Annotated in this window: 24 protein-coding genes; 16 read left to right on the top strand and 8 right to left on the bottom strand. The window is 46.9% G+C overall.

Going from position 1 to position 24,430, the window contains the following annotated elements:
• Nucleotides 1-51 precede the first annotated feature (51 nt).
• The 3 genes from QUB66_RS22385 to QUB66_RS22375 all read left to right on the top strand — a co-directional run bounded on the left by QUB66_RS22385 (nt 52) and on the right by QUB66_RS22375 (nt 2,501).
• Nucleotides 52-642, top strand: coding sequence for a chromophore lyase CpcT/CpeT (locus QUB66_RS22385; protein WP_265234838.1), 591 nt, complete (start codon nt 52-54; stop codon nt 640-642).
• A 114-nt stretch (nt 643-756) separates the two neighbouring features.
• Nucleotides 757-1,908 (top strand): NAD-dependent epimerase/dehydratase family protein, encoded by a 1,152-nt coding sequence (locus QUB66_RS22380; protein ID WP_265234837.1) that lies wholly within the window; start codon nt 757-759, stop codon nt 1,906-1,908.
• 308 nt (nt 1,909-2,216) lie between these two features.
• The gene (locus tag QUB66_RS22375) at nt 2,217-2,501 is read left to right on the top strand and encodes a hypothetical protein (protein ID WP_332969784.1); all 285 of its coding nucleotides are present in this window, start codon (nt 2,217-2,219) and stop codon (nt 2,499-2,501) included.
• Between the two features lie 167 nt (nt 2,502-2,668).
• Here the strand turns inward: QUB66_RS22375 and QUB66_RS22370 are convergent, their stop codons facing one another.
• Complete coding sequence (locus QUB66_RS22370) at nt 2,669-2,857, bottom strand: hypothetical protein (RefSeq protein ID WP_332969783.1); 189 nt, start codon at nt 2,855-2,857, stop codon at nt 2,669-2,671.
• Between QUB66_RS22370 and QUB66_RS22365 the strand changes: the two genes are divergently transcribed.
• The 6 genes from QUB66_RS22365 to QUB66_RS22340 all read left to right on the top strand — a co-directional run bounded on the left by QUB66_RS22365 (nt 2,838) and on the right by QUB66_RS22340 (nt 11,711).
• Entirely contained in the window at nt 2,838-3,971 is a 1,134-nt protein-coding gene (locus QUB66_RS22365; protein WP_332969782.1) for a glycosyltransferase, read from the top strand. The two genes, QUB66_RS22370 and QUB66_RS22365, sit on opposite strands and share 20 nt — an antisense overlap.
• Nucleotides 3,972-4,550: 579 nt before the next feature.
• Nucleotides 4,551-7,223, top strand: coding sequence for a GAF domain-containing protein (locus tag QUB66_RS22360; protein ID WP_332969781.1), 2,673 nt, complete (start codon nt 4,551-4,553; stop codon nt 7,221-7,223).
• 150 nt (nt 7,224-7,373) lie between these two features.
• On the top strand, nt 7,374-8,516 hold the full coding sequence (locus tag QUB66_RS22355) for a sensor histidine kinase (protein ID WP_332969780.1): 1,143 nt from the start codon (nt 7,374-7,376) through the stop codon (nt 8,514-8,516).
• A gap of 347 nt (nt 8,517-8,863) precedes the next feature.
• Nucleotides 8,864-9,697: a GUN4 domain-containing protein gene (locus QUB66_RS22350; protein ID WP_265234831.1), complete on the top strand. Its 834-nt coding sequence runs from the start codon at nt 8,864-8,866 to the stop codon at nt 9,695-9,697.
• A 564-nt stretch (nt 9,698-10,261) separates the two neighbouring features.
• Complete coding sequence (locus QUB66_RS22345) at nt 10,262-10,852, top strand: YdcF family protein (RefSeq protein ID WP_332969779.1); 591 nt, start codon at nt 10,262-10,264, stop codon at nt 10,850-10,852.
• A gap of 289 nt (nt 10,853-11,141) precedes the next feature.
• A complete protein-coding gene (locus QUB66_RS22340; RefSeq protein ID WP_332969778.1) occupies nt 11,142-11,711 on the top strand; it encodes a GAF domain-containing protein in 570 nt (189 codons plus the stop codon).
• Between the two features lie 95 nt (nt 11,712-11,806).
• Here the strand turns inward: QUB66_RS22340 and QUB66_RS22335 are convergent, their stop codons facing one another.
• The 5 genes from QUB66_RS22335 to plsX form a co-directional block, all read right to left on the bottom strand.
• On the bottom strand, nt 11,807-12,445 hold the full coding sequence (locus tag QUB66_RS22335) for a lysophospholipid acyltransferase family protein (RefSeq protein ID WP_332969777.1): 639 nt from the start codon (nt 12,443-12,445) through the stop codon (nt 11,807-11,809).
• A 179-nt stretch (nt 12,446-12,624) separates the two neighbouring features.
• Entirely contained in the window at nt 12,625-12,798 is a 174-nt protein-coding gene (locus QUB66_RS22330) for a hypothetical protein (protein ID WP_332969776.1), read from the bottom strand.
• A 457-nt stretch (nt 12,799-13,255) separates the two neighbouring features.
• Entirely contained in the window at nt 13,256-14,137 is an 882-nt protein-coding gene (fabD, locus tag QUB66_RS22325; protein WP_265234826.1) for an ACP S-malonyltransferase, read from the bottom strand.
• A 519-nt stretch (nt 14,138-14,656) separates the two neighbouring features.
• Entirely contained in the window at nt 14,657-15,658 is a 1,002-nt protein-coding gene (locus tag QUB66_RS22320) for a beta-ketoacyl-ACP synthase 3 (protein ID WP_265234825.1), read from the bottom strand.
• 339 nt (nt 15,659-15,997) lie between these two features.
• Nucleotides 15,998-17,047, bottom strand: a complete 1,050-nt coding sequence (gene plsX / locus QUB66_RS22315) for a phosphate acyltransferase PlsX (RefSeq protein WP_265234824.1) — start codon at nt 17,045-17,047, stop codon at nt 15,998-16,000.
• Nucleotides 17,048-17,524: 477 nt separating this feature from the next.
• Between plsX and QUB66_RS22310 the strand changes: the two genes are divergently transcribed.
• From QUB66_RS22310 to QUB66_RS22280, 7 genes are all read left to right on the top strand, one after another.
• Entirely contained in the window at nt 17,525-18,859 is a 1,335-nt protein-coding gene (locus QUB66_RS22310) for a D-alanyl-D-alanine carboxypeptidase (protein WP_332969775.1), read from the top strand.
• A gap of 81 nt (nt 18,860-18,940) precedes the next feature.
• Nucleotides 18,941-19,225, top strand: a complete 285-nt coding sequence (gene rpsP / locus QUB66_RS22305) for a 30S ribosomal protein S16 (protein ID WP_265234822.1) — start codon at nt 18,941-18,943, stop codon at nt 19,223-19,225.
• Entirely contained in the window at nt 19,164-19,679 is a 516-nt protein-coding gene (locus QUB66_RS22300) for a KH domain-containing protein (RefSeq protein ID WP_332969773.1), read from the top strand. Before rpsP ends, QUB66_RS22300 begins: the two co-directional genes overlap by 62 nt.
• Nucleotides 19,680-20,030: 351 nt before the next feature.
• Nucleotides 20,031-20,984, top strand: coding sequence for a PhoH family protein (locus tag QUB66_RS22295; RefSeq protein ID WP_265234820.1), 954 nt, complete (start codon nt 20,031-20,033; stop codon nt 20,982-20,984).
• A 225-nt stretch (nt 20,985-21,209) separates the two neighbouring features.
• Nucleotides 21,210-21,620, top strand: coding sequence for a ChuX/HutX family heme-like substrate-binding protein (locus tag QUB66_RS22290; RefSeq protein ID WP_332969789.1), 411 nt, complete (start codon nt 21,210-21,212; stop codon nt 21,618-21,620).
• A gap of 225 nt (nt 21,621-21,845) precedes the next feature.
• The gene (locus tag QUB66_RS22285) at nt 21,846-22,625 is read left to right on the top strand and encodes a DUF6816 family protein (RefSeq protein ID WP_332969772.1); all 780 of its coding nucleotides are present in this window, start codon (nt 21,846-21,848) and stop codon (nt 22,623-22,625) included.
• A 126-nt stretch (nt 22,626-22,751) separates the two neighbouring features.
• Entirely contained in the window at nt 22,752-23,495 is a 744-nt protein-coding gene (locus QUB66_RS22280; protein WP_332969771.1) for a hypothetical protein, read from the top strand.
• A gap of 50 nt (nt 23,496-23,545) precedes the next feature.
• On the opposite strand, the gene QUB66_RS22275 is transcribed toward QUB66_RS22280, so the two are convergent.
• Together QUB66_RS22275 and QUB66_RS22270 are read right to left on the bottom strand one after the other, a co-directional pair.
• Nucleotides 23,546-23,923, bottom strand: coding sequence for a hypothetical protein (locus tag QUB66_RS22275; protein WP_332969770.1), 378 nt, complete (start codon nt 23,921-23,923; stop codon nt 23,546-23,548).
• Nucleotides 23,924-24,301 carry a papain fold toxin domain-containing protein gene (locus tag QUB66_RS22270; RefSeq protein WP_332969769.1) on the bottom strand — a complete coding sequence of 126 codons (378 nt, stop codon included), beginning with the start codon at nt 24,299-24,301 and terminating at the stop codon, nt 23,924-23,926.
• Nucleotides 24,302-24,430: the final 129 nt, after the last annotated feature.

Raw genomic sequence — 24,430 nt, 5'->3', positions numbered from 1 at the left:
TAATTTCTACTCCCTCAATCCAAAATCTAAAATCCAAAATCTAAAATCGAAATGACCCATTCCACCGATATAGTCACCCTCGCCCGCTGGATGGCCGCCGACTTCAGCAATCAAGCCCAAGCCTTTGAAAATCCGCCTTTTTTCGCCCACATCCGCGTCTGTATGAGACCATTACCCGTGGAGATATTGGACGGAGTAAGTCTTTATCTAGAACAAGCCTACGACATCGAACTCAACTCTCCGTACCGAGTGCGAGTGTTAAAATTAGTCCCGGCGGACGATCGCATCGACATCGAAAATTATGCGATCGAAAACGAAGCACAATTCTACGGCGCTTCCCGCGAACCCCAACGGCTGCAAGAAATCAAAACAGCACAACTGAAACTGCTCCCCGGATGCACCTTTTTTACCCACTGGACGGGCAACAGCTTCAAAGGTCGCGTCGAACCAGGAAAAGGCTGTGCCGTAGTCAGAAAGGGCAAAAAAACCTATCTAGACAGCGAATTCGAGATTGATGGTAACAAATTTGTCAGCCACGATCGCGGACGCGACCCAGAAACCGATGCCCACGTCTGGGGAGCTCAAGCCGGCCCCTTTGAATTCACCCGCTGGGCCAGCTTCGCCGACGAAATTCAGGTTTAATGCAAAAAAAACTGAGTCCATCCTGGGCGAACACGCTTGCAGATTAAAGGTTCACAATGCACCATTACCTGGTACATTAACCCAGTATTGGCAAGCAAGATTCACCGTTGTTTTATGAAAGTCCTGGTTATTGGTGGCGATGGCTATTGCGGTTGGGCAACCGCGCTCTACCTTTCTAAAAAAGGTCACGAAGTTGGCATCCTCGACAGCTTCGTGCGACGGCACTGGGATCTGGAACTGTGCAGCGACACCCTCACTCCCATTGCACCGATTCAGCAACGACTCCAGCGATGGCAAGATTTAACGGGTAAGTCGATCGACTTGTTCGTCGGTGACATCACTAACTACGATTTTCTCAGCAAAAGCATGAGAAAATTTGCACCAGAGGCGATCGTCCATTTTGGCGAACAGCGATCGGCCCCTTTCTCCATGATCGATCGCGAACACGCAGTCCTCACCCAAGTCAATAACGTCGTCGGGACACTCAACCTGCTGTACGCCATCCGCGAAGACTTCCCCGACTGTCACCTAGTGAAATTGGGGACAATGGGCGAATACGGCACGCCGAATATTGACATTGAAGAAGGCTACATTACGATCGAACACAACGGCCGCAAAGATACACTACCCTATCCCAAACAACCGGGCAGTTTCTACCACCTGTCAAAAGTCCACGACTCCCACAACATCCATTTTGCTTGCAAAATCTGGGGTTTAAGAGCCACCGACTTAAATCAGGGCGTAGTCTACGGCGTGCTCACAGAAGAAACAGGCATGGACGAACTGTTAATCAACCGTTTGGACTACGACGGAGTATTCGGTACGGCATTGAACAGATTTTGCGTCCAAGCTGCGATCGGTCATCCTTTGACGGTTTACGGAACTGGCGGACAAACCCGCACCTTCTTGGACATTCGGGATACCGTGCGGTGCGTCGAATTGGCGATCGCCAACCCCGCCGCCGCCGGAGAATTCCGCGTCTTCAACCAATTCACCGAACAATTCAGCGTCGGCGACTTAGCCTCATTGGTGCAAAAAGCAGGCACGGCAATGGGATTAAAAGTAGAAATCAACCACCTCGAAAATCCCAGAGTCGAGAAAGAAGAACATTATTTCAATGCCAAAAACACCAGTTTGCTAGAACTAGGCTTGCAGCCGCACTATCTCTCAGATTCCCTGCTCGATTCTCTGTTGAATTTTGCTACAAAATATCAGCACCGCGTCGATAAAAACCAGATTTTGCCGAAGGTTTCTTGGCACAGGTAAATTTGGCTGTCTAGCTGCGGGAGAGAGTTTTTTTTAACGAACCGCGAAGGCGCGTTAGGCGAAGCCGCGCGTAAGCGCTAGGGCGTGAAGTAAGAGAAAAAAAGGGAAGAGAAGAACTGCTAGCTTGTTTGGGAATAAATATAGCAACCGCGCCCGATGGTTATGACGTTCTTAATTGCTGAAACATAAGCGGTCGATTTTTTCTTCCTTTTTCCTTCTTCCATCTTCCTTCTTCCATCCGTTACATCCGTTACAAAATCCGTTGCCGAACTTCTTCCTTCTATACCGTGAAAAGTCGAATTCTCATTTTGTTGCTTTTAGTTGTTGTGCCGGGATTTTTGGCTAGTGCAGTTTGTGCTTATTATTTGGTGCCGGAATGGGCTGCACTGACGGCGAGTTATCAAAATTACCGCCGTGTTAGCGAATCGCCGAATGCTACAGAAAAGGAAATCTTAATCGCCAAAACTGCACAGGAAATTCACCGAATTAACTGCTTTGCTGAAGGTGTGGGATTGCTTTTAGGTGGAATAATTGTATCAATTGGTATTCAGGGAATTTGTATTTTACCCCCAAAACCTATCGATCGCACTTAAAAATGAAAATTTAATAACTTAAGCGATTGCTCGTTACCAGGCTCTGCCTGGTAATGCAGATTCGGAGGCTCTGCCTTCTTTGATATCGCAACTTACAGGAGAGAAGACTGTATGAGGTGCTTAATTTATTAAGTTTTAGATCCTTAATTAAATAGTGAATCCTGTTACTAACCGCCAGATTTGCCAAAAAATGGAAATATCGATTCCCTCAATAATATATAAAGAATAACTACAGCCTTCTTCCTTCTTCCTTCTTCCCTCTTCCTTCTTCCTTCTTCCTTCTTCCCTCTTCCCTCTTCCTTCTTCCTTCTTCCTTCTTCCTTCTTCCTTCGTTTTATGAAAATTGCTCTGTTCACTGAAACTTTCCTGCCGAAAATAGACGGCATTGTCACTCGGCTGATTCACACTGTAGATCACTTGCAGCGATCGGGCGCACAAGTTCTGATCTTTTCTCCAGATTACGGGATTACAGAATACAAAGGCGCGCGAGTATACGGTGTGGAGGGTTTGCCTTTGCCCATGTACCCGGAACTGAAAATGGCACTGCCCAGTCCGGCGATCGGTCAACAATTACAGCAGTTTAAACCGGATATTATTCATGTTGTCAATCCCGCTATTTTGGGATTGGGCGGTATATATTACGGCAAAAAGTTCAATATTCCGATTTTGGCTTCTTACCACACGCATTTGCCTAAATACTTGCACCATTACGGTTTTGGAATGCTTGAACCTTTGCTGTGGGAATTGCTCAAAGGCGCTCACAATCAAGCTGAATTGAATCTGTGTACTTCCACAGCAATGGTGGAGGAGTTGAGAACTCACGGCATTGAGCGGGTAGACTTGTGGCAGCGGGGCGTTGATACCGAAATGTTTGTCCCCGAATTGGCAAGTCCAGAAATGCGATCGCGCCTTTCTCAAAATAACCCAGACAGCCCCTTACTCCTCTACGTCGGCCGCCTCGGTGCCGAAAAAGAAATCGAGTCGATTAAACCAGTCCTCGCAGCCATTCCCAACGCCCGCCTCGCCCTTGTGGGAGACGGGCCGCACCGACAAACCCTCGAACAATATTTTGCCGGCACCCCCACCAATTTTGTGGGCTACCTGAAGGGGCAAGAATTGGCTTCTGCTTACGCATCTGCTGATGCCTTCATTTTTCCCTCCCGCACCGAAACCCTGGGCTTAGTGCTTCTAGAAGCGATGGCTGCGGGGACGCCCGTAGTCGCGGCGCGCAGTGGCGGAATTCCCGATATTGTCACCGACGGTGTTAACGGATATTTATTCGACCCCGCCGACGAAGCCGGAGCTCTGGCTGCCACCCAGCGTCTGTTTGCGAATCCCGAAGAACGGGAAACCCTGCGCCAAAACGCTCGCCAAGAAGCTGAACGCTGGGGTTGGGCCGCCGCCACCTCACAACTGCGACGTTACTATCAATCGGTGATATTTGCTCAGTCCATGCCTTCTGCTGCCTAAATGCCGGGATGTCGTGCCTTTAAACAGCACTGACAGCTTCGCTGGTCTCGCGCGATACTTCGGTTTGTAGCGGGGATGGATGTCCTCAAAGACCGATCGAAATTTTTTGCTGCTTAGATTGCTGTAGCTATCGTGTTGTTGCGTTTACCATTAAACTTATGAGTAGCATTTGGAATGCTTCGCCCGTGACAAAATACCGCCATTCAGTAGACCGGATACGGTAGCCGAAGGCGCTAAAGCAGTCCGATTGCGTAGCAGCCTCCTGACATAGCGTCAAATCTACATTGCCCGCGATCGATCGCACCAGCCTGCAAATTAATTTTCAGGCGGGCAGTGTTCCGAACTCAAGTTCAGCTTTAATTCACGAACCAGGATCCGTATCGATGTTGTAAAAAAAACGATCGATCGAGCATATGTAAAAAGCAAACTGAAGTTGCGGCGAAAAAATAAACTCACGATCCCTCAAAGCTACAAGCAAGTACAGGCAATTCCTGCAAACAACTTAAAAGTTGGCACCGCCGCAGAATTTAGCACCGATCGACCAGCAGGTCTGTCAACCCTCTGAGCAAGCAGTTAATCATGACATTCTCCAATGCTGGTAGCGTTCTGGCTACACTGACTCAAGTAAATTTTATGGGGGCATTAACCTCGCGTGTTAAGAGCCTGCCAGTTCCTGAATTAGTGTGCCTGCTGGACTTTATCACGGCAGAATTTCAGCAATTTATCCGGGCGATGGACCTGATTAACAATGACGCACTCGAAACTCTCTTAGAGCAACTGTTAGATGCCTTCACTGTCAAAATTGGTCAAATTCTGCAAGCAGACCGGACAACAATTTTTTTGGTTGACCCCAGCAAAAATCAACTTTGGTACAAAACAGCCCACGCGCTCACGGGCGAAGATGTAGAAGTTCGCTTGCCGATGGATGCAGGCATTTTAGGCTACGTAGCAACTACTGGAAAATCGATAAATGTCGCGGAAGCTCGATCGCACGAGCATTTTAATTCCGAAGTAGACGAACCGCCGGAGTACCAAATCGAGACCATGCTCTGTATGCCGATTTTTAGCAGCAAGAGCCAAAACGAACCCGTAGCGGTGGTCAGACTGTTAAATAAAGCTGGCAATGCCCCCTTTACCGAGGAAGACGAACAGCAGTTTCAGGCTTTTGCAGATTCGATCGGGATTATTCTCGAAAGCTGTCAATCTTTCTACGTTGTCGCCCGCAATCAGCGAGGAGTGGCCGCGCTTTTGAGAGCAACCACAACTTTAGGTCAAAGTCTTGACTTAGAAACAACTTTGCGCGCAGTCATGGATCAAGCTCGCGACTTGATGCAGGCCGATCGCAGCACGCTATTTTTATTAAATCGGGAAACCAACGAACTCTGGACAAAAGTCGCCAAAGCCGACGGTAAAACCATCGTCGAAATTCGCATTCCTGCCAATAAAGGAATTGCCGGTTACGTGGCTTCGACCGGTCAACCCCTAAATATTACAGATGCTTACGACGATCCCCGCTTTGACCCATCTACAGACCAGCAAACCGGATACCGCACTCAGACTGTCTTGTGTATGCCGGTGCATAACGCTAAAGGTGAGCTGATCGGGGTAACTCAGCTAATTAATAAGAATCAAGGCACTTTCACTGCTTCCGACGAAGAGTTTTTGCGAGCGTTTAATTCCCAAGCTGGAATGGCGCTGCAAAATTCTCAACTGTTTCAAAACGTGATGGTGGAAAAGCAGTATCAAAAAGATATGCTGCAAAGTCTGTCAGATGCAGTGATTTCCACCGATTTGCAGGGGCGAATTGTCACGATTAACGAAGCAGCGCTGGAATTGTTGGGCTGTCCCCCAAATCAAACTAAAGGCAAACACCATCCCCAGATTTGGGAAGAAAAACTGATCGATCGCTATGTTTGGGAAGTTTTGCCGATCGATAATTTGCAATTTCGACTCGAAGATAGTCTCAACCATGCAGCCCGACATTACGTTCCCGAACAAAGTTTAACTGTGGGACTGTTGGTGGAAAAAACGTTTTGTTCCGCAGCATCCGCAGAAGAAACAGCAGAAGAAACAGCAGAAGAAATTTATATTTTGGCCGTGCCCGATCGCACAGACCCGAATTTATATTACGCTTGGGGCGAAAACAGTGCCTGGACAGAAGAAGTAGCGCGGGCAGAATTAGCTAATTCCCAATCTTTATTTTCGCTGCCGAATTCTGCCCGGTATCACCCTTATTGTCCGCTACCAATCCAGAAATCTCAAATTAAAGTAATTGAACGCAGTTTGAATTTAACTGTCAACCCCCTAATCAATCCAGAAGGCGGCGTGCGCGGCGGTTTAGTGGTACTCGAAGACATCAGCCGCGAAAAGCGGATGAAAAATACGATGTACCGCTACCTGACTCCCGGAGTCGTAGATAAAGTCATGGCCTTGGGCGAAGGGGCCCTGATGGTGGGCGAACGCAAAGACGTTACTATTTTATTTTCGGACATTCGCGGCTACACCACCCTCACCGAAAATCTGGGAGCATCGGAGGTGGTATCCCTGCTAAACGAGTATTTTGAGACGATGGTGGAGGCCGTTTTCCATTACGAAGGTACTTTAGACAAGTTTATCGGCGATGCTTTAATGGCCGTGTTCGGCGCGCCCCTGCCACTCAATCCCCCGGAAAGTCACGGTTGGATGGCGGTGCAGTCGGCTTTAGATATGCGCCGGCGTTTGAAAGAGTTTAATGATTCTCGCCCCGGCAAAGATCCGTTTCGCTTCGGAATTGGGATTAGTTCTGGAGAGGTGGTTTCGGGCAATATTGGTTCGGAAAAACGGATGGATTACACGGTAATCGGCGATGCGGTGAATTTGAGTTCGCGCTTGGAACAGCTTACAAAAGAGTACGGCTGCGATATCATTTTGAGCGAGTTTACCTACAATTTATGCCGCGAAGGAATTTGGGTGCGAGAGTTGGACAAGGTGCGGGTTAAGGGCAAAAATCAACCGATCGGCATTTACGAGTTGCTGCAAAATAGTTCCGATCCCCTTGATGGAGAAACCGAAAGGTTTTTGGAACTTTACAGTAAAGGTCGGGATGCTTATATCAAGAGAAATTTTCAGAAAGCTATTAGTTGTTTTGAGGCGGCTTTAGCGATGCGACCGAGCGATCGACCGGTGGAAGTTCACCTACAGCGAACACTCAGCTATTTGGAAGTACCCCCGCCCGACGATTGGGACGGCGTTCATACTATGACGACCAAATAGCATATTTTATCACATATAAGTGCCCCAAAATAAAAAGATTGGATAAAGTTTTGAGATCTTCCTTATGACAGAGTTAACAAGTAGAAAAATGTGAAAACATAAATCGAATGCCCGATTAAAGTTAGTATTTATTTCCACGCCAACAATTAAATGAACTATTTATCTGTTCCGAATGCCACAAAAGCCGATCGCATTCTGGTTGTAGATGACGCACCAGATAATGTTTTGTTGGTGCAGACAATCCTGGAAGAAGAAGGTTACGAAATTAGCACGGCCGAGAACGGCTTTTCGGCCTTAAGCCAAATTGACAAATCAACCCCCGATTTGGTACTGCTAGACGTAATGATGCCGGGAATGGACGGTTACGAAGTCACCCAGCGAATGCGACAAAATAAGGAATTGCCCTTTATCCCGATTTTGCTGATCACAGCTCACGACAGCGCGAGCGTAGTCCAGGGACTGGATATGGGTGCAGACGATTTTATCCGCAAACCCGTAGAAATGGACGAACTGCTGGCGAGGGTGCGATCGCTCCTGCGCCTAAAACACAGCGTAGACGAGCGCAATTCGATCGCCCTCCAGCGCGAAGATTTTGTCTCCAGACTTGCTCACGACTTGCGGACGCCCCTCGTAGCAGCCGATCGAATGCTCACCTTAATGCAGCAGGGAGCTTTGGGAGAAATCTCGCCTCAGATGGGGGACGCTTTCGGGACAATGGTTCGCAGCAACAAAAACCTGATCGCGATGGTAAATATGCTGCTGGAAGTCTACCGCTACGAAGCAGGGCGCAAATCCCTAAGTTTCGCTCCCGTTGACTTGCGACAGCTCATTCATGAGGTAGCCGAAGAACTCGCTCCCCTAGCCGATGCTAAAAATTTGTCGCTGAATTTAAACTTGACAGAAAGTGCAGAAAGTGCTCCGATTGCCAAGTATCCGGGCGATCGTCTGGAGTTGCACCGCTTGCTGACAAACTTAATCGGAAATGCGATCAAATTCACCGACAGCGGCTCCATAGATGTCCGATTAAAAGCTGCCAATTCCCCTGCTTATACCAGCTTCAAAAACCAACCGCTGGCTTGGGTAATTATGGAAATCCAAGACACCGGCGCGGGCATTTCTGCCGCCGAACAAGCCAAGTTATTTGAAAGGTTTGGATCGGGAACTCACAAGAAATCCAGCACAGGTTTGGGACTGCACCTCTGCCGCCAAATAGTCGAAGCTCACCGCGGCACGATCGAGGCAAAATCTGAGTTGGGTAAAGGCAGCTTGTTTACTATTTGCTTGCCTTGTTAAGCTGTTCTACATTTAAATTGTGTGTCAAAAGTCAATAAAATGCTTGTGGGATGGGCTTATAGCCCGTCCCGAATATGCAATTTAAATGCTCAACAGCTTAGATGGTGCGTCAGAATTTGATTGTCGGCGTTCATTAAAAATTACTAAACTGACGCACCCTACCGCTAACTTATGAGAACATGATTACAAAAATCGCTTTCGTGTCTTAAATTTATCTGCGTTTGTCTGCGTTTATCTGTCTTAAATCTGCGGTTTTGGTATTTATCAAAAATTTATGCAATTGCTCGTCTATTATCCTAGGAGCATATTAGATTATATAATTGGTTGGCAACCGAATTTATGGCAATATGTCTAACTGTCCAGTGTGCGGCGCTGATTACATAGAAGAAAAAGCAGAGTTGTGTTGCTCAATTTGTGGCTGGGATTTGACTCCCTACCCGCCGCGTGCTAAGCCTTCCAAAACTTATTTAAAACAAGAACAAGTTAGATTGCAATGGGCAAAACAAATGTGGGAATCGGCCCGCAATCAACAAAATTGGTCAGCCCGATTTGATGAGTTGCAACAGGAATTGCAGCAAGGCGCGATCGCCCGCACATACCTGCAATCGCAGTTAGAATGGGTTCTGTACCGCCTGGAACAACTAAACCCCGAATTCATTGCCAGCACTCTACTGCGACTGGAAGAGAAAATAGGCGCCATACCTGACCAAACTCCTCCGATGTCTGAAGTTGGGATGGACTACCGACAACTGACAAAGCTGTTACAAATGCGAAAATGGCGCAAAGCTGACGAACATACTTGGGAAATTTTGCTACAGATAACTCTCCGAGAAGAGGAAGGGTGGCTAAGTGCGGCGGATATTGACAGTTTTCCTCTTACAGACCTTCGCACGATCGACCAACTTTGGCAACAATACAGCAGCGGGCGGTTCGGGTTGACAGTGCAGCAGCAGATTTGGGAAAGTACCGGGGGCAATTATACTGAATTGTGCGATCGAGTCGGCTGGCGAGTTAAGGAAAATTGGAAATATTACAACGAGCTCTCATGGGGCGAAAATGCTCCCCCTGGACACCTCCCTGTCACTGCATGGCGACGGCGCGCCTGTTATGGTGCCGGCACACTCACAGCAGCAGAGAATTTTGCCGGTATCGGTGCGAGACTTGCCACGGGCGATCGATAATCATCCAAAATAAAAAATTCAAAATCGACATTAACTGCTATAATCAAAACGGTTCAGCAACTGGGGCTGTGGCTCAGATGGATAGAGCAAGCGCCTCCTGAAGAATCGGGCACCCTGCGAGGAAACTCTGGGAGTGAATGTGGTCAAACTCAAGGAAGCCTAAGTCTGACGACAGATACGGTAATCTTGAGCCAAGCTTTATCTGAACATTGTTTAGGTAAGGAAGGTGCAGAGACTGGCTTTAGGAAGTAAACACAATAAAACCTCCTAAACATACGGCCGCCACCTAAAGGCTGCAAAGCCCACGGTGAAGGAATAGTCCGGAGAGTGGGGAAACTCACACAAATCTGAAGCGCTAGGTCGCCGGTTCGAACCCGGCCAGTCCCGTTAAAATCGAGAACCAATAAAAGCAGAGGGGCAAAGCCTAATTTTTGCCCTTTTGTTTTGTATATCCGCTAACGAATTCACCATTTTAAAATTTTTAATTCCTGTTAGTGGGCTGTACGTGCAGTATTTTTTGTTATGGTTCCTTTGTCAGCTATACAAAATTTTTATAGGGTTTAGATGTGGTTAAGAATCAATTCAAACACGCGGCGTTACAAGCGTTTGAGGAATTCACTCAATTTTTGGTTCCTAGTAGGGCTTTTGATGGCCTGTTGGTTTGGCTATCAGCAGGTTAAGAGCGAGTTTCAGACACCCCAAGCTTTGTTAGTTCTAGGTGGGGCTACGGAGCGAGAGGTGTTTGCTGCCAAATTTGCTGTTAAGCACCCTCAATTGCCGATTTGGGTGTCTTCTGGCAGCAATCCTGAGTTCGCGGAATGGGTGTTTTCAGAAGCGGGAATTAAGTCTGATCGCCTGCACTTAGACTACAGAGCGGTGGATACGGTAACAAATTTTACCACGCTGGTAGATGAATTGAAAGCTAAAGGGATTGAGAGCGTGTATCTGATCACTTCTGACGATCATATGCGGCGAGCTCAGATTATCGGCGAAATCGTGTTCGGCAGTCGAGGGATTAGTTTTAAGCCTGTGGCAGTTCCGTCTGGGCGAACCCCCGAACCGGTGCAAAAAGCTGTTCGCGACGGTGCTAGAGCTATTATGTGGCTGACAACTGGTTATACGGGTGCTGACTTTACCCATGCCAGAATTCAATAAACAAAGGGAAGAAGTCATTAGTCATTAGTCAGTAGTCAGTAGTCATTAGTCATCAGGAGAAGGAAGCAACAAAAAGAAGAAAGCAACAGGAAGAAAATCTCATATTTGTGCAATTAAGAACGCCCTAAAGGTCGGGTGCGGTTGCGATAAAATCTTTTTCCCTTCCCCAAATTTTTAAAACTTGTATTTGATAGCGATTTCACAAACCGCGAAGAGGCTGATGACAAATCCGTCAGATAAGAAGATTAGTAGTTTAAAATCTGTAGGTGAACTTAAAGACCGAAAGTTAATGACAGACCAAATTCTGCCGCAAGTTCTGGAGCAAATTTTGAGTGACAGCAAGACTGCGGATGCTGTTTTTTCGGCCTTGGTGCCGGCTTTAGGCGAGGTGTTAAATTGCGATCGCGTTTTTCTCTACCTCCGCAATCCTGAAACCCAAACGGGCAGAACACCTTACTGCTGGTGTCGCAACTCGAACTATCCCGATGTTAGCGGTGTCCAGTGGAAAAAAGAACCGGAATCTTTAGGAGACGAAGACCCTTTGTTTGCTGCGGCTTTGCGCACTGAACCTTCAATTTTTGTGGAGGATGTTGAAACAGCAAATCCTGAAGTTGTTAACAAAGATTTTGAGGCAAAAGAGTTCGGACATCGTGCTTTGATTCACGCTCACCTTTGTGCTGACGGCTTGTTATGGGGGGTTTTGCAGCCTTGTATTTTCGATCGCCCCAGAGTTTGGACTGACTTCGATCGCCAAGTTATCGCAGCAGTTACAGAAAAAATTTCGCCCTTGGCTGTTGCTTTTGTTAGGGGCGATTCCCTAGGGGATAGCTTCGCTTCACGCACAACCGCCATAAAATAGGTTTGATCGTTCGGACTTTAGTCCTCAGAAAAGAAGGAGTGAAGTCCGAACGATAGAACCTGCGTAAGTTCTACAAAAACATCCTCCAAGCTGCATCAGCGGCCCAAATCGTGCATCGCATTAATCTCCGTTGCACATCTTTGAGTCAGCGCTTCCAACTCCTCGCGATCCGAGGAACCGGGCGCTTCAATTAAGTTACCAATTCGCACCGTCAGCGGCACCGGACGCGGCACTGCCGAACCTTTCGACGAAATTGCATGAGTTCCCCACAAACTCACAGGTAACAATGGCACTTTTGCCTTAGCAGCGATCAGCGCCGCCCCTAATTTCGGGTCAGTAATTCTGCCGTCGGGCGTGCGAGTTCCCTGCAAAAATACACCAGTCGCCCAGCCATTTTCCAAAGATTTGATAGCCGATCGAATTGCACTGCGATCGGCACTTTCTCGCTTCACAGGATAAGCGCCGTAAAGCGTAATTGCCTGCTTCAAAATTGGAACTTTAAATAACTCTTCCTTCGCCATAAATGCGACCGGTCGCCTCATGGAACTAGACAAAATCGGCGGATCAAAATCGCTGGCGTGATTGCTGACTATCACCACTGGCCCTTCTGCTGGAACATTTTCTGCACCGTAGATGCGGCCCCGAAAGTAAAGGTGCAGCATCGGGCTGACAATTGACCACTTGAATAAATAATAGAGAAGTAAACTCTCGACTGGTTCGCGACTTTTGCTCACGGAAAAACCTTAAATTTTAAACTACACCGAATATTAGCCTATCAGTTCAGCTCTGGAAAATTAACTAAGACTTATGAAAAAAACGCATAACGTAATGATGTAGGGTGCGTGGCGATCGCATAATTTCAAATAGTGGCGAAAATTCCCGCAGCGACGCACCCGCGAGACTTTAGGACTAACTAAGTTCTGTTAATTTCCGGCCAGCATCGTTTTTTTCCTTCATCGGAAGTCGCGTAGCCCAAGAAATCCTTAACCGCTTGGCTGGGGGGATTTTTGTCAGCGTAGTACAACTGCCGCTGATAGCGATAATTGGGGGCATCTGGCGTCGCACTGTCTATGGGGACAACTCGCACCCCGTACCAAACTCGCCATCTCAGAGCACTTGGTCTTTAAATGCTTGGTGAGTGCCACTAATTGCGGGTCTCTTAATGACTTTAATCGGGCCTGCCGGGCCGCCGACTTTTGACAAGTCTTGAGCAGTTTCCTTGAAGATATCTTGATTTTTACCAGAAAGAATTGGTTTAAAGCCTCTCCCTTTGAGGGAGAAATTAAAATCAGACTATTCATTGCTTCAATCCTCTTCCTGACCGGGAGAGGTAGCTGTCAACTGTCAACTGTCAACTGTCAACTGAAGCTTAGTCTACATCAGGATTTGCCGATCGAGATTTTCTACCTGTCTGGATTGTCGATCGCCAATTTGCACAACAAGCCATATTCGGATTTGCCTGTTGTGCCATTCATTTTTGGGCAATGTTCAAGCCAATTAACTCAATTTTAGGGCCGGCGGCTGAATCACCGTTTAACAAGAGATTAAGCAGGCAAATCGGCAAAACTACTAACATTTACCAGCGCTAAATTTGGACAAGTCCGTTTGATCAAACCAGTGAGCACTTTGCCTGGGCCAATTTCCACTACGCGATCGATTCCTTGTTGCGGCAATTGCAGGGAGATTTCTCGCCAGCGCACGCCTTTAGTCATTTGATAATTCAACCGCTGTTTTAAAGTAGCTGCGCTAGTAGTCGCTGTCGGTTCTGAGTTCGAGAGTACCAGCATTTTAGCATCGGAAAACCTTGCAGCCTTTAGGGCTAGTTGAAACTCTGCCGCCACTGATGCCATCAGCGGAGAGTGAAACGCACCGGAAACATTCAATTTAACGGCGCGTTTGACTTTAATTTTAGCCAGCAAATCTTCTACTGCTGTCGGCGTTCCAGAAATCACGACTTGTGCTTCGCTGTTGTCGTTTGCCAGTACCACATCTCGGCTGTACTGAATTTGCAGTTCTAATTCCTGCCTGTCGAACCCGATCAAAGCCACCATTTGCCCGCCAGAGGCAGTCTCCATCAGTTCGGCGCGGCGTTTTACTAAGCGCAATCCCGTTTCAAAGTCAAAGACACCTGCTGCGTACAGGGCAACGTATTCTCCTAAACTATGACCTGCAACTACTGTAGGTCGATCGCTCTTTTCTCGCATTAAGTCTGCCAAAATGCTTTCTACTACGAACAAGCAAGGCTGAGTGTAGAGAGTGCGAGCAAGTTTTTCTTCTTCTTTTTGGCAAACTTCCGAGACAGACCAACCCAAAATCTCTTTGGCTAGCTCAAATTTAGCTTTGGCTGTCGGCAAGTTTAATAAGTCTGCACCCATCCCGATCGCCTGGGAACCTTGTCCGGGAAATACCCATGCTGTTTTAGTCATTTTTCCGGTAATCTGCTATTTGGTGGTTGCTAATTTGTGATTGCAAAAATTCTTTGTTTCCCGCTTTTAAGTTCGGTGGCTGGTATCCGCTATCTTTTTGTTAACGAACTATCTACTCGCGACTCATAATCCTAACATATAAATGCGTTTTTTACGACGTTTATATTTTTTTAGGCTAATTTAATCAGTTGAATAGCCGTAGCCCGATTTTCAACCTTCGGGCCGGGGAAAGTCGATCGAACAATAGAGAATTTTTCATCTCAGGATGAGCCTGTCCAGAACTGCTGTCCTCCAGGTGCACCCCTCCGTGCGCACCTTACCCTATGTATGATGGCGTGCGTGTTAAAGGATTTTTATTTTTCAAGGGTTACACTCCCGACAATCACGCTTGGCAATTTGAAATATGCCAAATATTATACCAGTTCCCCAAAAAAATGAAACCGCCGGCCCGCGATCCCAACCCATAATTCATCAGTAATTCCCCAATCTAAAATCTCAAATCTAAAATCTAAAATCGTACTACCTTCCCCATTGAAAAATCGCCGCCCCCCAACTCAAACCTGCACCGAAACCAGCCGCAGCAATAGTATCACCAGATTTAACTTTACCCAGACGCACGGATTCGTCTAAGGCAAGCGGAATTGAAGCTGCTGAGGTATTGCCATAATTTGCCAAATTGCTGATTACTTTTTCCGGGGGAATTTTGAGCCTTTGGGCAACTGCGTCGAGAATCCGCTGATTGGCTTGATGCAACAGCAGCCAGTCAATTTCTGCGACGCTAATATTTGCCCGAAACATCGCTTTTTCTATGACTTCCGGCACTTTTCTCACGGCAAAGCGATAGATTTCTTGACCATTCATTGTGATCGGTTGAAATCCACCTTGTCCGATATTCACGCCCTCAATTAATTCTTTTGACTCGGCTTTGTAAGCCAAATTTAGAGACAAATTTTGCGTGCCGTCACTGCGAATTTCAAATCCCAAAAAGCGATCGACTTCTGAAGCCTGCAATACCACCGCACCTGCACCGTCTCCAAATAAAATGCAAGTACCGCGATCCGACCAATTCACCCAGCGAGATAAAATATCTGCTCCGATCAGCAAAACATTTTGATAAACTCCTGTCCGAATGAACTGGGAGGCTGTAACTAAACCAAACACAAAGCCCGAACAAGCTGCTGTCAAATCAAAAGCCACAGCTTTTGTCGCGCCTAACTGATATTGAATTTTGCCGGCAGTGCCAAACAAGTCATCAGTGCTCGATGTAGCCAAAATAATCAAATCGATATCTGTTGGCGAAATTTCTGCCATTTCGATCGCCCTTCGGGATGCCTCGGACGCTAAATCGCACAAAGAAGTGCGATCGTCCGCCAGCCTGCGCGATCGAATACCCGTTCGCGCCCCAATCCACTCATCAGACGTTTCTACTATCTGACTCAAACCGTTATTATCAAGCGAAACCTGCGGTGTACAAGAACCGCTACCCGTGACGGCGATGCCGAACCCTGATTGCTGCAACATTCCTCTCCATTTATGAGCGTTCTGTCGAGAAATTAAAAATTAAAAACTACAAATTAAAATTCTTTTTAAACTGCTGAAATTACTTTTTTTTTAAGTAAAACAGAGTATTTAAGCTGACATTTTTAATTGGACATTTTCAATTTTTAATTTCTACTTACCAGAAAGAATTGGTTGAAAGCCGGAACCCTTGTAGGGAGAAAGTAAAAGAAGACTATTCATTACTCTAATCCTCTTCCTGACCGGGAGAGGTAGCTGTCAACTGTCAACTGTCAACTGTCAACTGTCAACTGTCAACTGTCAACTGTCAACTGTCAACTGTCAACTGTCAACTGAATGCCTCTACTTCACAGCTTCTTGTTCCAAAGCACTTTCGCGATTGCACGATCGAATTCGCTCCAGCACTTGGTTGTCAATAGCCCCCTTCGCCAAACGAATAGCATTAAAAATCGAGGCAGCTTGAGACGAACCGTGGCTGATAATGCAAACTCCAGCAACGCCCAACAGCAAACCGCCGCCGTGTTCAACGTGGTCTACCCGCTGCTTAAACCCCTTGAGGCTTTCTTGCAAGAGGGGAGCGCTAATTTGATTTTTGAGTCCGGCGGCCAATTCTTCCTTAAGCACTTGCACCACGACTTCGCCCACCGCTTCGGCAAACTTCAACAACACGTTGCCGACAAACCCGTCGCAGACAATTACGTTGAAGTTCCCCGACAGCACGTCGCGGCCTTCAGCATTCCCCACAAAAGGAATGTTCGGATTGTCCACCAATAACTGGTGGGTGCGAACCGCCGCGTCGTTGCCCTTAGAAGGTTCTTCGCCAATGTTGAGCAGACCGATTTTAGGTTCGGCTACGCCCAGGACGCACTGGCTGTAAATAGTTCCCATCAGAGCGAACTGCTCCAAATATTTGGGGCGGCAGTCCACATTAGCGCCAACATCGAGAATCAGTACAGATGTGCCAGGTACCATTGTCGGCAAAACTGCACCGATCGCAGGGCGATCGATTCCAGGTAAGCGTCCCAACCTGAGCAGGGCAGCAGCCATTGCCGCGCCGGAGTGACCGGCGGACACCACACCATCAGCTTGCTGCTGCTTGACTAAGTTCATCGCTACGTTAATCGAAGCGTTGGGCTTACGTTTGAGGGCACTTAGAGGTTCTTCGTGCATTTCCACCGTTCCTTCTGAAGGAACGATTTCTAGCTGACCTTTGCAGACGCGGCCGATCGCGTCTTGAAGACGTAGCGAGTCTTCTATTTGCTGCGGGTCGCCCACCAGCAAAATCTCTACGCCTAATTCTGCTTGTGCCTTAAGCGCTCCAGCTACAACCTCGGCGGGGGCATGATCCCCACCCATAGCGTCTATTGCAATTCTTGCGCGTGTCGATCCCATTGACCAATGTTTGAGAAACACTAAAAATTCTACCAGGAACTCAGTCGATTTGAGAGTTGAGATTTGAGAGTTGAGATTTGAGATTGACTTGCAGCATTGAATCTGGGAGCAGGAACTTTGGTCTAAAATTTTGGGAGCATCCACTCAAGAGCGTCTGGGCCTTGTACCCGTTTCTTGCTTGTCTGGAGTCTGAATCCAGAAGTGGGAATAAATAACTCAAATCTGCTCGCGCCCGATCGGACAATTGTCATTGACGACTAATCTGATAGAGTTTGTCCCTACTTTACTATTTTTGACTGCCAATTGAAAAACTCAATGGAATAGTTTACAGTGGGCCCGCCCAAAAACGGGTACAAGTTTCCGACACTCGTCGTGACTCGGCCCCCAAATTTTAGACCAAAGTTCAATCTCCCAGATTCATCAGCGGAGTAAATCTAAAATCTAAAATCTAAAATCGACTGACTTTAGGAGTAAAAAATGCTGGATTTATTTAGCTCAGGAATCATGTCTCTATGGCTGGACATGGCTGGGGTACGCAGTGCCGCGCCCAACGCTGTGTCGGTACTGGCTTGGCGGGGAGGGATACCCGGGTTAGTGATAGCCGAAGAGCTGGCTTTTGGGGGAATAGATGCGGCAAATTCAGACTTGCCGGCATCCGCGGCGGTGGAGGAATATTTAAAAGATTTGAAGGCGAAGCATCTGATTGACGGCAATCAGGGAGTTTGGGTGCAAGCGGGAATGCAGCCACTGGTAAGTCAGCAGGGAACGGTGCTGATGCCTGGGGCTTCGCTGACGAAAATTGCGACTTCTCTGGCTTCCCTGGAAACTTGGGGCGTGGATTATCAGTTTGAAACGCGGTTTTGGGGAACGGGGCCGATTAGGAATGGGGTATTGCAGGGAGATTTGGTGGTCAGTGGCGGGGGCGATCCGCTGTTTGTTTGGGAGGAGGCGATCGCCGTTGGCAATGCTCTCAATCAAATGGGTATCGATCGCGTGGCTGGCAATTTGGTCGTGACAGGCAATTTCCGCATGAATTACCAGTCCGATCCTGTGGCTGCGGGGGAGGGTCTGCGACAGGCACTTGATAGCCGTAGTTGGCCGCAGGACGTGCTGTCAATGTATTCTAAGATGGCTCCGGGAACTAAAAAGTCGCAAGTAACGATCGCCGGCAGCGTGATTGCTGAGAAATTTGCTAGTTCGGGGCATTTACTGCTGAAGCGTCGATCGCTCCCTTTACCCGAAATTCTCAAGCAGATGAACGTCCACAGCGACAATGAAATTGCCCAAATGCTGGCGGACAATTTGGGCGGGGCAAAAATAGTCCAGCAGCAAGCTACTTGGGCGGCGGGGGTGCCGGAGGCGGAACTTCAATTAATTAACGGTTCGGGCTTGGGAGTCGAAAATCAGATGTCTCCGAGGGCGGCTTGCGGGATGATGCAGGCGATCGCCCGCAACCTTCAGACTACTGGGCTGACAATTGCTGACTTGTTTCCGGTGTCTGGGCGCGATAAGGGAACTGTGGAACATCGGCACATTCCGCGATCAGCTGTGGTGAAAACTGGTACTTTGGACACGGTGATTGCTTTGGCTGGAGCGATACCCACGCGCGATCGGGGTTTAGTTTGGTTTGCAATTATCAATCGCGGCACCGATTGGGACTCTTTGAGAGCGCAGCAAGATATATTTTTGCAAAAATTGGTGCAGCAGTGGGGAACTGCATCGGCCCTGCCGCTAGCAATTACACCGCACATTGACGGTGCTAGACCAGCTTTGGGGGCAGCAAATCGCAGCGATATTTTGCTGGGAGGTTAAGAAATAGGGGTTGAGTTGGGGTTCGCCGAAAGACGACCGACATAATAGTTTAGAATTGAAACAGGACTATTCTGCAAGAAGATGATCAAACTGCGATTGAAGAGATACGGAAAGAAACGCGAGGCAAGCTACCGGATTGTAGCGATGAACAGCTCTACCCGCCGCGACGGCCGTCCCCTAGAAGAACTCGGCTTCTACAACCCTAGAAATAACGAAACGAGGCTGGATGTTCCAGCGATTGTCAAGCGTCTACAACAAGGCGCTCAGCCAACTGACACCGTGCGTGACATCCTGAGAAAAGCGAATGTATTTGAACAAGTCGGAGCCGGAGCCAACGTTGAATCCAGCACAGCAGCAGTCAGCTAGTCCTAACTACGCTGGACTCGTACAGTTTTTAATTGGGCCTTTTTTAGAGACCCCCGCGTCTTTGCGGGTTGATTGCGAACTGCACCCGCGTCAATCGCGGGTATGGGTTCGTCTCGCTTTTGAAGATCCTGACAAGGGCCGGGTTTATGGTAGGGGCGGACGCAATATTCAGGCGATTAGAACTACCCTCGAAGCGGTGGCGCAAACTGCTGGTCAGTCTCTCTACTTAGACATATATGATGTCGAAGCGGGCGATCGCAACTCCTTGCCGCCTAGGGGCGATCGCCCGGATCGCGATCGACCAGATCGTGGCACGCGCGAGCCGCGAGGCGATTTCCGCCCCCGGACAGCGCCTCCATCGCCGACTCCCTTACCTAGCAGAACTCCGAGAGAGCAACCTCGCCGTACTAACACACCTACGTTTAGAACGAGCAGAAATACTCCCGGTTATTAACTGAAGAACCCAGCAAGAATTTTAGATTTTAGATTGCCTGTTGTATCGTTTGATTTTAGATTGCCGATTTTGCGATCGGACACAAATGTAAAATTTAAAATCTGAAATCTCAGCGGGATCAGGTAAATCTAAAATCTGAAATCTCAAATCTCAAATCTAAAGTTACCTCACTTCAAAGAAGGGAGATTTGATTTGTGCCTCAAGCACCAAACTCATTGGCGAGTTAAACAGAAAAGACGCTTAGATACTAGGTAAAATCTAGTATCTGGCGTTTTTTTGTTCGCAAAGTAGGGCTAATTTAACCGTTAATTGTTAACATTCAATTGCTTATTTGGAGGGGCTCATGCTAGCATGACTGAAAAACTAACAATCGAGTTACCGAGCACTCAAAGCGCCATGTCGCTAGCCGGCAATCAAGAAGAAAACCTGAAAATTATTTCTAAGCAAACCGGAGCTAACCTGGTAATGCGAGGCCAGGAACTACTGATTTCCGGCACAAAAACTCAAGTAGAATTGTGCCATAAATTAGTGCGATCGCTCTCCGACTACTGGAAATCCGGCAAAACCATCACCGGAGTAGAAATCCAGACGGCCCGCTACGCATTGGATACCAACCGCCAAGGCGATTTGCAAGACTTACAGCGAGACGTACTCGCCAAAACCCGCCGCGGCGAAGAAATTCGAGCCAAAACCTTCAAACAGCGCCAGTACGTCCAAGCAGTACGCACGCACGACTTGACATTTTGCATCGGCCCTGCGGGTACTGGCAAAACATTTCTAGCAGCTATTTTAGCCGTGCAAGCGCTGTTAAGCAAGCAGTACGAACGGCTGATTTTAACCAGGCCAGCCGTAGAAGCTGGGGAAAAATTAGGATTTCTGCCGGGAGACTTGCAGCAAAAAGTCGATCCCTATTTGCGTCCGCTTTACGACGCCCTCCAAGAAATAATCGACCCCGAAAAAATGGCCGATTTAATGGAAAGAGGCTTGATCGAAGTAGCTCCTTTAGCTTATATGCGAGGGCGCACTCTCAGCAATGCTTTTGTAATTTTGGACGAAGCTCAAAATACAACGCCTGCTCAAATGAAAATGGTGTTGACTCGTCTGGGCTTTCGATCGAAAATGGTAGTGACAGGCGATATCACTCAAACAGATTTGCCACCACACCAACAATCGGGATTGTCAGTTGCCCAACAAATTCTGGGCAACGTTGAGGGCATTGCGTTCTGTGAATTCAATCAGGCGGATGTGGTGAGACATCCCCTAGTGCAGCGGATTGTCGCTGCTTACGAACTGCACGAAAAGTAGTCAGTTGACAGTTGACAGTTGACAGTGGGCAGTTGTCAGTTGACAGTTGACAGTGGGCAGTTGTCAGTTGTCAGTGGGCAGTTGTCAGTTGTCAGTTGTCAGTTGTCAGTTGTCAGTTGTCATGGGGTATTATTAGTTATTTGGTGTTTTGGGTTGTTATTACCAATTACCAATCCCCAATTACCAATTATCAATTCCCAATTATCAATTCCCAATTACCAAATTATGCCTAATCTGAAAGAATTCTTAGAAGCTTGCGAAAAATTGGGTACACTGCGTTTAATTGTGACTAGCAGCGCGGCTGTCCTGGAAGTACGCGGTTCGATTCACAAGCTGTTTTATGCGGAGTTACCGAAGGGTAAATATGCAAATATGCACGCCGAAATATTTGAGTTTCACCTGAATATGGACAAAATCAAACAGGTGAAGTTCGAGACTGGGGAGGCGAAAAGAGGCAATTTTACAACTTATGCAATTCGTTTCCTCGACGAGCAAAATGAGGCTGCTTTGAGCGCGTTTTTGCAGTGGGGAAAGCCGGGGGAATATGAACCGGGACAGGTGGAAAATTGGCAAGAATTGAAGGAACAATACGGGGACGTTTGGGAACCCGCACCTGTTGAGACACTTGAAAAATAGGCTTTTCGACTTTGAAATTGCATATTTGGGGCGGGCAGGATGCCCACCCCACAAGCGGCAAATTTATTTTTGTGAAACAGGCATCTTGCCTGCTTCTGAAAATGCTATAAATATGAGGTTTAACTAATGTGTTGCGTACTTATGGATTAATTAATCGCAGAGGCGCTGAGAACGCATAAAAGAAAGAAGAGAAAGAAAAAATTAGCTGTTTGAATGTAATTTGGTATGAGAGTGATTTGGGGTTTTTGTTTGGTTTTGGCTGTGCTGCTGTGGGGTGGGGCTGCCAGGGCGGGGGTTTTGGCCGATCGCATTTCCAGTTTTCCCAATTGGGATCGCAAGCCTCCCATCGCTGTAGCTAAGGGAGATTTGGTGTATCCAGACTGGATGGGAGGAAATTGGAATGTTGCGAGCATTTTGGTGGATTTAGCCGCTCCTTTAGCGCCAAATATTGTCACGCCTGGATTTGAAAAAAATCGCCAGTATTTACAGCAGCCCGTATTATTTCAAGTGCGATTTCAACCGGAAATAGATACTGGTATTTTTTCTAATTATAAATCTAAGCTAGCGAAGAAGATTGTGGGCGATCGCACTTTTAACGGTTTGAACATCGCCAAAGCCTATTTAGGCGACGGCGGCGTACTTTCCGTGAAAGTCGATCCGAACAATCCCAACCGCCAGATTACCATACTCAAAGGCGATCGCCAACTAATTTCGATTGTTACCAGTCGCGGCACTGAAACGCCCAATCCCGATGAATTTATGTCTACAGAGATTTCTCAGCAGGTGTTTCGGGGAGAGACTGATATTTATTTAAACGAGGTGGAAACAACCACGGCTTATCGAGTAGTTGGAGGCGGAGAAAATGGCGATTCTGCGAGTAAAAAAATTGTAGCGGATCAGGTGACAGCGATTTATTTATCGCCCCAAGACCCGGATTATTTTGCTGCTGGGGGGCATCCTGTGGCTTTGTACCGATATCGGTTGGAGTTGTTACCGGGCAAATAAGCTAATACCATTTATCAAAAATCATGCAACAATATTTGTAGGGTGCGTCGCCATCGACAATCCCTAAAAAAAGAGTGACAATTTGACAGCGACGCACCCTACGGCTATCGATTGGGACATTTAACAATGGAACGCTTAAACTACTGGCAGTTTCCGGGATTTGAAAATATTTATTTAGAGGATAGCTATGTACTCAGCATTAATGCTAAAACATCTATACAAATCCTCTTAGAAACTGTCCTCACTGAGAATCACTCTCTATACACTCAACCTTTACCAGCGGAACAGTATTGTTATCGGCGGATGACGGTAAATTTCCCCCACCTTCAAACCTACGATTTGGTTGTGAACAACATCAGCCCAATTGCAGATCCCGATGGCAGCATTGATTATGGTAATATAGACGAATTTTTTAGGGCGGATGGCAAATACTATTTAAGAGTTGGGGAATGGGGAGAACTAACTATAGTTTCTGATCCACCCATGATTTTTGATGTAGAAAACTATTTGATTGTCAGAAACGGCGATAGTTTACTTGAAATTAATAAGGAAAAAATTACTGGTTTTGAATGGAAAAGGGCAGGAAAAGGAGTAGTTAGTTTACTTTACGAAAACGATTCAGGAAATCCTTTATCTGTTCAAATTGAGGCAGAGAAAGATCCTGAAGGCTTTGCAGCAGCTTTGGGGTATATGAGGGAACTTGAAACAGCTTATACAAATGATTTGACAGAAGGCGAGTTGACTTTTGACAAAATTAAGCAATATTACGCTGCTAATTTGAATCAGGAAAATGTGCAAGGGTTTTCTGTTAAATTTCCTAGCTTAGCGGGTAATAAATATTCGATCTCGGCAATTACTTCCGAGAAATAAGGTGAAATCTAGCTCTAGGGATTGTGAAGTGAGGATTTGAGACATCTATACTAATTGTGCTTGTCCTCAGCAATCTTAGCCAGATCGAGAAATTCTTCCAATAGTTTGAAAAATTTATCGAGGGCATCTTTTTCATCAACAGAAAAGAAGAGAATTATACTGTCCCATCCGTGAGTTGACGTAATTTGATATCTTTCTTGTATCCACTCTTGAAATCCGTTTAAATCATGTTCTTGTTGACTTCTTGGCACATCAAGTTCTGCTCTAGCCATACCGTATCCATCTAAAAATGCACGCAGGCGGGTAATGGAACACTTGCCCAAGTACATACCAGGTCTCTGTTTAATTCTTTGCAGTAAGTCCAATAAATATTCTGATTCGACTTCAGGCTTGTGATTACCAACTTCTGTTTTTACACTGGTTTCCATTTAGAACTCTTCCTCCTTTGTTTGAAACTGCTTATTATTCAATATTTTATCATGAAACTGTAGATTTGCTATCCATTCATCTCTCGTAAGTCCGTCAGAGTGATGATTGTCAAAAACTGTTTCAACATTGTTGATAACAATAGCGATTCCTTCGTGACGACCATTTACTGAAATAGCCTCTCCCGGCACGCTATCATCATAAATGTTGCCGTTCCAACCTATTGCCTCTCCTGTGTACAGTTTTATGCGCTTTCCATGAATTCCTTGACTTATCAAGTAATCTTTGATATTGGTGGCGCACTCAACACATTTAAAGTTTTCATAACGATCGACAATAGCCTTGATTTGCAGTATTTGCTCAGCAGTAATCTCAATCATATCCCGCCAATGCCAACAAATTTATGACTTACGCACGGGTGGCCAGAAACCGGGTTTTTGACGAAAATAATTCGCTGTAGCCAGCAGATTTGGTAACAAACCCGGTTTCTTCGTCGCACTGCGCCCAAT

This window comes from Microcoleus sp. A2-C3, from assembly GCF_036706065.1.
GTDB lineage: Bacteria > Cyanobacteriota > Cyanobacteriia > Cyanobacteriales > Microcoleaceae > Microcoleus.
The sequence above is the reverse complement of the archived record's forward strand: the minus strand, read 5'-3'. Positions and strand labels throughout refer to the sequence as shown.

Bases quoted from the DNA above. Each gene is read 5' to 3' on its own strand.
- QUB66_RS22385 (WP_265234838.1), top strand. From the start codon at position 52: ATGACCCATTCCACCGATATAGTCACCCTCGCCCGCTGGATGGCCGCC.
- QUB66_RS22380 (WP_265234837.1), top strand. From the start codon at position 757: ATGAAAGTCCTGGTTATTGGTGGCGATGGCTATTGCGGTTGGGCAACC.
- QUB66_RS22365 (WP_332969782.1), top strand. From the start codon at position 2,838: ATGAAAATTGCTCTGTTCACTGAAACTTTCCTGCCGAAAATAGACGGC.
- QUB66_RS22360 (WP_332969781.1), top strand. From the start codon at position 4,551: ATGACATTCTCCAATGCTGGTAGCGTTCTGGCTACACTGACTCAAGTA.
- QUB66_RS22355 (WP_332969780.1), top strand. From the start codon at position 7,374: ATGAACTATTTATCTGTTCCGAATGCCACAAAAGCCGATCGCATTCTG.
- QUB66_RS22350 (WP_265234831.1), top strand. From the start codon at position 8,864: ATGTCTAACTGTCCAGTGTGCGGCGCTGATTACATAGAAGAAAAAGCA.
- QUB66_RS22345 (WP_332969779.1), top strand. From the start codon at position 10,262: ATGTGGTTAAGAATCAATTCAAACACGCGGCGTTACAAGCGTTTGAGG.
- QUB66_RS22340 (WP_332969778.1), top strand. From the start codon at position 11,142: ATGACAGACCAAATTCTGCCGCAAGTTCTGGAGCAAATTTTGAGTGAC.
- fabD (WP_265234826.1), bottom strand. From the start codon at position 14,137: ATGACTAAAACAGCATGGGTATTTCCCGGACAAGGTTCCCAGGCGATC.
- QUB66_RS22320 (WP_265234825.1), bottom strand. From the start codon at position 15,658: ATGTTGCAGCAATCAGGGTTCGGCATCGCCGTCACGGGTAGCGGTTCT.
- plsX (WP_265234824.1), bottom strand. From the start codon at position 17,047: ATGGGATCGACACGCGCAAGAATTGCAATAGACGCTATGGGTGGGGAT.
- QUB66_RS22310 (WP_332969775.1), top strand. From the start codon at position 17,525: ATGCTGGATTTATTTAGCTCAGGAATCATGTCTCTATGGCTGGACATG.
- rpsP (WP_265234822.1), top strand. From the start codon at position 18,941: ATGATCAAACTGCGATTGAAGAGATACGGAAAGAAACGCGAGGCAAGC.
- QUB66_RS22300 (WP_332969773.1), top strand. From the start codon at position 19,164: ATGTATTTGAACAAGTCGGAGCCGGAGCCAACGTTGAATCCAGCACAG.
- QUB66_RS22295 (WP_265234820.1), top strand. From the start codon at position 20,031: ATGACTGAAAAACTAACAATCGAGTTACCGAGCACTCAAAGCGCCATG.
- QUB66_RS22290 (WP_332969789.1), top strand. From the start codon at position 21,210: ATGCCTAATCTGAAAGAATTCTTAGAAGCTTGCGAAAAATTGGGTACA.
- QUB66_RS22285 (WP_332969772.1), top strand. From the start codon at position 21,846: ATGAGAGTGATTTGGGGTTTTTGTTTGGTTTTGGCTGTGCTGCTGTGG.
- QUB66_RS22280 (WP_332969771.1), top strand. From the start codon at position 22,752: ATGGAACGCTTAAACTACTGGCAGTTTCCGGGATTTGAAAATATTTAT.
- QUB66_RS22275 (WP_332969770.1), bottom strand. From the start codon at position 23,923: ATGGAAACCAGTGTAAAAACAGAAGTTGGTAATCACAAGCCTGAAGTC.
- QUB66_RS22270 (WP_332969769.1), bottom strand. From the start codon at position 24,301: ATGATTGAGATTACTGCTGAGCAAATACTGCAAATCAAGGCTATTGTC.